At 70.5% G+C, this 6374-nt stretch carries 6 protein-coding genes; 4 read left to right on the plus strand and 2 right to left on the minus strand.

Annotation, left to right across the window (positions count from 1 at the left end; translation table 11 throughout):
• Positions 1–150: 150 nt before the first annotated feature.
• Together ACFWEP_RS29800 and ACFWEP_RS29805 are read right to left on the minus strand one after the other, a co-directional pair.
• Complete coding sequence (locus tag ACFWEP_RS29800) at positions 151–417, minus strand: protealysin inhibitor emfourin (protein WP_387374650.1); 267 nt, start codon at positions 415–417, stop codon at positions 151–153.
• 19 nt (positions 418–436) lie between these two features.
• Entirely contained in the window at positions 437–1519 is a 1083-nt protein-coding gene (locus ACFWEP_RS29805; protein WP_387374652.1) for a M4 family metallopeptidase, read from the minus strand.
• A 293-nt stretch (positions 1520–1812) separates the two neighbouring features.
• Here ACFWEP_RS29805 and leuA point away from each other — a divergent pair, with 293 nt between their 5' ends.
• The 4 genes from leuA to ACFWEP_RS29825 all read left to right on the plus strand — a co-directional run bounded on the left by leuA (position 1813) and on the right by ACFWEP_RS29825 (position 6318).
• The gene (gene leuA / locus ACFWEP_RS29810) at positions 1813–3597 is read left to right on the plus strand and encodes a 2-isopropylmalate synthase (protein WP_387374654.1); all 1785 of its coding nucleotides are present in this window, start codon (positions 1813–1815) and stop codon (positions 3595–3597) included.
• 294 nt (positions 3598–3891) lie between these two features.
• Positions 3892–4593, plus strand: coding sequence for a TerB family tellurite resistance protein (locus ACFWEP_RS29815; protein WP_387374656.1), 702 nt, complete (start codon positions 3892–3894; stop codon positions 4591–4593).
• A 96-nt stretch (positions 4594–4689) separates the two neighbouring features.
• On the plus strand, positions 4690–5436 hold the full coding sequence (gene recO, locus ACFWEP_RS29820; RefSeq protein WP_387374658.1) for a DNA repair protein RecO: 747 nt from the start codon (positions 4690–4692) through the stop codon (positions 5434–5436).
• A gap of 48 nt (positions 5437–5484) precedes the next feature.
• Positions 5485–6318: an isoprenyl transferase gene (locus tag ACFWEP_RS29825; protein WP_387374660.1), complete on the plus strand. Its 834-nt coding sequence runs from the start codon at positions 5485–5487 to the stop codon at positions 6316–6318.
• Positions 6319–6374: the final 56 nt, after the last annotated feature.

The following is a 6374-nucleotide window of genomic DNA, read 5'->3' on the forward strand; positions in this document are numbered from 1 at the left end:
TGTTAACAGCCCCCCCCCCCACCCCCCCCCCACCGGTGGTTTTCGGGGGGGGGGGGGGGCCCCGGTGCGGGGGGGGGGGCCCCCCCGGGGCCCCCCCCCCCCCCCCGACGGCCGAGCCGCGTCGTACCGAACGCACCGGCGACGCCGGTCTCACGCCCCTTCGCCCAGGAGGCGTGAGACCAGCGTGCGCTGGTCGTCGGTCAGGTGCGGGTCCGCACAGTGCACGGTCCGCCCGTCGACGGTGATCGCGTACCGGAAGCCGTCCGGTACGCCTGCCGGTGGGGTCCCGGCTCCCTCCGCGAGCGCGGAACGGGCCAGGGACTCCCAGGCGGCGGCGTCCTCCTGCGTCGCCGTGTCGATCCCGGCCCGGCGGGAGAGGCCGGCGAACCCGCCGGTCCGGCTCACGTGAATGCGCATGTGACCCATACTGGCCCGTTCACTCGGTCGGCACCCCCACTTCCGACCAGCCCTTGATGACGGCCTCGCGCTCGTCCCCCTCGCCGAAGCGGTCGCGGGCGGCGGCCACGGTGAGCCTGGCGAAGTCGGCGAAGTCCGCGGTGGCGGTCAGCTCGCCGCCGGTCAGTACGTCGTACCAGATCTGCCCGGCCCGCTCCCAGGCGTTCCCGCCGAGGGCGGAGGCGGCCAGGTAGAAGGCGCGGTTGGGGATGCCGGAGTTGAGGTGGACGCCGCCGTTGTCGTCGTCGGTCTCGATGTAGTCCTCCATCGAGGCGGGCTGCGGGTCCTTGCCGAGTACGTCGTCGTCGTACGCGGTGCCCGGCGCCTTCATCGAGCGCAGCCCCTCACCGGTGACCCCGGGGGCGAGCAGCCCCGCGCCGATCAGCCAGTCGGCCTGCTCGGCGCTCTGCCCCAGGGAGTACTGCTTGACCAGCGAGCCGAACACGTCCGAGACGGATTCGTTGAGCGCGCCGGACTGTCCCTCGTAGACGAGGTTGGCGGTGTGCTGGGTGAGCCCGTGTGCCAGTTCGTGGCCGATCACGTCGATGGAGAGCGTGAAGTCGAGGAAGACCTCGCCGTCGCCGTCGCCGAAAACCATCTGCTGGCCGTCGAAGAAGGCGTTGTTGTAGTCCCGGTCGTAGTGGACCGAGCCGATGAGCCGCATCCCCTTCCCGTCGAGCGAGCTGCGGCCGTAGGCGGAGAGCAGCAGGTCGAAGGTGGCGCCGAAACCGGCGTACGCGCGGTTGACGCTGGCGTCGCCGGTGGGGTCGTCGCCCTCGCCGCGGACCTTGCGTCCGGGCAGGAGCGTGTGGTGACGGCAGTCGTAGATGGTGCGGCGGGGCTTGCTGGGGACGGCGCCCGCGGTGGCCGGTGCCGGGGCGGTGGCCGCCAGCGAGGCCGCGTGGCGCAGGGTGCGGCGGGCGCCGTCCGCGTCGAGGGTCCGCCGGGCGGGATCGGCGACCGCGGGGTTGTCGGACTGCGCCAGCTGGTCGAGGAGGTGCGGCGGCACGATGGTGCAGAAGACGGGGTGGATACCGGAACCGTCGTGGGATCGAGAGATCATGCAAATGACTGTGGCACTCTGTCATCGCTCTGTCACTGGTTGCGACGGCAATTGACGAAATAGAGTGATGCATCACTGTTTACTCGTCATGTGTGCACGGTCCCGCATACTGATACGGACCGGCGTCCCGCGCACCTCTCGGTTACTCTCGTCGCATCATGCGTTTCGGGCTGCTTCTCCTTAGCTGCCGCGGCGAGGGCCTGTAGTCGTAGGCCGACCCCCTCCCCGCGGAGTCTGGTGCTGCAGCGACACAGTCGGCCGTCCCACCGCTGGACCCCGAGGAGCCCTACGCCATGACCACCGTGAACACTTCCGGTAATTCTGTCGGCCGTCCCACGCCGATCACCAACGCGACGCAGCTCCAGAAGACTTCCGGAATGCCGATCCACAAGTACGGCCAGTACGAAGCGGTCGAGATCCCCGACCGCACCTGGCCGGACAAGCGGATCACGGTGGCGCCCCGCTGGCTCTCCACGGACCTGCGCGACGGCAACCAAGCCCTGATCGACCCGATGTCCCCGGCCCGCAAGCGCGAGATGTTCGACCTGCTCGTGAAGATGGGCTACAAGGAGATCGAGGTCGGCTTCCCGGCCTCCGGCGAGACCGACTTCGCGTTCGTACGCTCCATCATCGAAGAGGGCGCGATCCCCGAGGACGTGACGATCTCCGTCCTGACCCAGTCCCGCGAGGAACTGATCGAGCGGACCGTCGAGTCGCTGCGCGGCGCGCACCGGGCCACCGTCCACCTGTACAACGCCACCGCCCCCACCTTCCGCCGCGTGGTCTTCCGCGGTTCGAAGGAGCAGGTCAAGCAGATCGCGGTGGACGGCACCCGGCTGGTCATGGAGTACGCCGAGAAGATCCTGGGCGGCGACACGATCTTCGGCTACCAGTACAGCCCCGAGATCTTCACCGACACCGAGCTGGACTTCGCCCTGGAGGTCTGCGAGGCCGTCTGCGACGTGTGGCAGCCGGAGGAGGGCCGCGAGATCATCCTCAACCTGCCCGCCACCGTGGAGCGTTCGACGCCGTCCACGCACGCGGACCGGTTCGAGTGGATGTCGCGCAACCTGTCCCGCCGTGAGTTCGTCTGCCTGTCGGTCCACCCGCACAACGACCGCGGCACCGCCGTCGCCGCCGCCGAGCTGGCGCTGATGGCCGGCGCCGACCGCGTCGAGGGCTGCCTGTTCGGCCAGGGCGAGCGCACCGGCAACGTCGACCTGGTCACCCTGGGCATGAACCTCTTCTCCCAGGGCGTCGACCCGCAGATCGACTTCTCGCAGATCGACGAGATCCGCCGCACCAGCGAGTACTGCAACCAGATGGAGGTCCACCCGCGCCACCCCTACGCGGGCGACCTCGTCTACACCTCCTTCTCCGGCTCCCACCAGGACGCCATCAAGAAGGGCTTCGACGCCATGGAGGCCGACGCGGCCGCCCAGGGTAAGACGGTCGACGACATCGAGTGGGCCGTCCCGTACCTGCCGATCGACCCGAAGGACGTCGGCCGCTCCTACGAGGCCGTGATCCGCGTCAACTCGCAGTCCGGCAAGGGCGGTATCGCGTACGTCCTGAAGAACGACCACAAGCTGGACCTGCCGCGCCGGATGCAGATCGAGTTCTCCCGGATCATCCAGGCCAAGACCGACGCCGAGGGCGGCGAGATCACTCCGGCGCAGATCTGGTCCGCCTTCGAGGACGAGTACCTGCCCAGCGCCGACGACGCCGCCGCCCGCTGGGGACGGGTCCAGATCCGTTCCGGCCAGACCACCACCGGGCAGGACGGCCGGGACACGCTGACCATCGAGGCCTCCGTGGACGGGGTCGACACCGTGCTGACCGGCACCGGCAACGGCCCGATCTCCGCCTTCTTCGAGGCGCTGGCCGGCATCGGCATCGACGCACGGCTGCTGGACTACACCGAGCACACCATGAGCGAGGGCGCCAGCTCGCAGGCCGCCTCGTACATCGAGTGCGCGATCGACGGCAAGGTCCTGTGGGGCATCGGCATCGACGCCAACACCACCCGGGCCTCGCTCAAGGCGGTCGTCTCGGCCGTCAACCGCGCGGGCCGCTGAACCAGGGCCGAACCGGGCGCAGGGCTCATCCGAACGCAGGACCCGGGTCCGGCGGACGCGGGTTGACGCGTTCGCCGGTGGACCGCCGGCCTGCGGGGGGGTGCACCCCGTACGCATGTCCGGTTGGTCCGACGACGCACGGTTCGCCGAACCCCGTCCGCCCGCTCCGGGTGGGCGGGGTTCGGCCATTTCCGGGTGTTGTGACAGAGGAGGTGATGACGCCGCCTCGCGCATGTGGCTAACATCACGTGCAACACACGGCAATGTTGCCGGAGCGTTACGGAGGTGTGCGACGTGCGGTCAGCCAAAGGACAACGCGCCCTGAGAAGGGGCCTGTACGGCATCCGCACCGCATGGGACGCCGTCGGCGACGGCGAGTTCTTCTGCCAGGACTGCGGAGGCGACCGCAACTACCGCCGCCTCACCGGCCGTCGCAGGCTCACCGTGCTCGGGGTGCCGCTGCTGCGGCGCGGCGACGCGGGACTCGTCGTCGAATGCGCCGACTGCGGTGCCCACTCCGGTACCGAGGCCCTGGAGCATCCCACCACCACCCGGTTCTCCTCGATGCTCCGCGAGGCCGTGCATACAGTCGCGCTCGCCGTCCTGGCCTCGGGCGGCACGCCCCGCACCGCCCTGGAGGCCGCCGCCTGCACCGTCCGCGAGGCCGGCCTCGCGGACTGCTCGGAGGACCAGCTCCTCACCGTCGTGGAGGTGCTCACCGCCGACATCGGCCACGACGACGGTGTCGGTGCCACCGCCGGGGCCTGTGGTGCGGCCCTCGCCATCGAGCTGCACGAGGTGCTCACCCCGCTCGCCCGCCACCTGGTCCCGGCCGGCCGCGAGTCGGTCCTGCTCCAGGGCGCCCGCATCGCACTGGCCGACGGCCCGTACGGCGCGGCGGAGCGCGAGGTGCTGACCACCGTGGGCCGCGCGCTGCGGCTCTGCCCCGAGGACACCGCCCGGCTGCTCACCGCGGCCGCCCGCATGCCGTCCTGAGCTCTCCCGAGCCCTCTGCGGGCGCCGCACGCGGTGGGACCGTCGCGCTCCCGGTCCCGCCGACCCGATCGCGGGCCGGTGGGCGACAATGGGTCCATGAGCTTGTTCCGGGACGACGGCGTCGTACTGCGTACGCAGAAACTGGGCGAGGCCGACCGGATCATCACCCTGCTGACCCGCGGCCACGGCCGGGTGCGCGCGGTCGCCCGGGGGGTGCGCCGCACCAAGTCGAAGTTCGGCGCCCGCCTCGAACCCTTCTCCCACGTGGACGTGCAGTTCTTCGCACGCGGCAGCGAGCTGATCGGCCGGGGGCTGCCGCTCTGCACGCAGAGCGAGACCATCGCCCCGTACGGCGGCCGGATCGTCACCGACTACGCCCGCTACACCGCCGGCACCGCCATGCTGGAGACCGCCGAGCGCTTCACCGACCACGAGGGCGAACCGGCCGTCCAGCAGTACCTGCTGCTCGTCGGCGGGCTGCGCACCCTCGCCCGGGGCGAACACGCCCCTCATCTCATCCTCGACGCGTTCCTGCTGCGCTCCCTCGCCGTCAACGGGTACGCCCCCAGCTTCGAGGACTGCGCGCGGTGCGGAATGCCCGGACCGAACCGTTTCTTCTCCATCGCGGCGGGCGGAGCCGTATGCGCCGACTGCCGGGTGCCCGGGAGCGTCGTACCCTCGGCGGAGGCCCTGACCCTGCTGAGCGCGCTGCTCAGCGGCGACTGGGCGACGGCGGACGCGTGCGAGGCGCGTCATGCCAGGGAGGGGAGCGGGCTGGTGTCCGCCTATCTGCACTGGCATCTGGAGCGCGGTCTGCGCTCGCTGCGGTACGTGGAACAGTGACCTCGCTGCGATTCGTGCAGAAGCGACACAGGGAGACGAGAGAAGCTCATGGCAGTACGCGGGATCCTCGGCGGCCGTAACCGGCGCACGTACAAGACCCCCGAGCCGCACCCGTCCGGTGCGACCCCCCCGAAGATCCCCGCCGAGCTGGTGCCCCAGCACGTGGCCGTCGTGATGGACGGGAACGGCCGCTGGGCCAAGGAACGCGGTCTCCCGCGCACCGAGGGCCACCGGGTCGGCGAGGGCGTCGTCATGGACGTCCTCAAGGGCTGCATCGAGATGGGCGTCAAGAACCTCTCGCTCTACGCGTTCTCCACGGAGAACTGGAAGCGGTCCCCGGAGGAGGTGAAGTTCCTCATGAACTTCAACCGGGACGTCATCCGCCGCCGGCGTGACGAGATGGACGAGCTCGGCATCCGCATCCGCTGGGTCGGCCGGATGCCCAAGCTGTGGAAGTCCGTCGTCCAGGAGCTCCAGGTCGCCCAGGAGCAGACCAAGGACAACGACAAAATGACGCTGTACTTCTGCGTCAACTACGGCGGCCGGGCCGAGATCGCCGACGCCGCGCGGCGCATCGCCGAGGACGTCGCGGCGGGGAAGCTCGACCCCTCGAAGGTCAACGAGAAGACGTTCGCGAAGTACATCTACTACCCGGACATGCCGGACGTGGACCTCTTCGTGCGCCCCAGCGGCGAGCAGCGCACCTCCAACTACCTGATCTGGCAGAGCGCGTACGCCGAGATGGTCTTCCAGGACGTCCTGTGGCCCGACTTCGACCGCCGGGACCTGTGGCGCGCCTGCCTGGAGTACGCCCAGCGCGACCGCCGCTTCGGCGGCGCGCAGGAGGCCGCCCCGGCCGTGGAGCCCGCGCCCGGGGCGTGAGCCTGCCGCAGCAGCCGGACAGTGAACGGCGGAGGGGGAGAACCGGTCACCGGTTC

It is taken from the genome of Streptomyces sp. NPDC060198 (assembly GCF_042728415.1).
Taxonomy (GTDB): domain Bacteria; phylum Actinomycetota; class Actinomycetes; order Streptomycetales; family Streptomycetaceae; genus Streptomyces.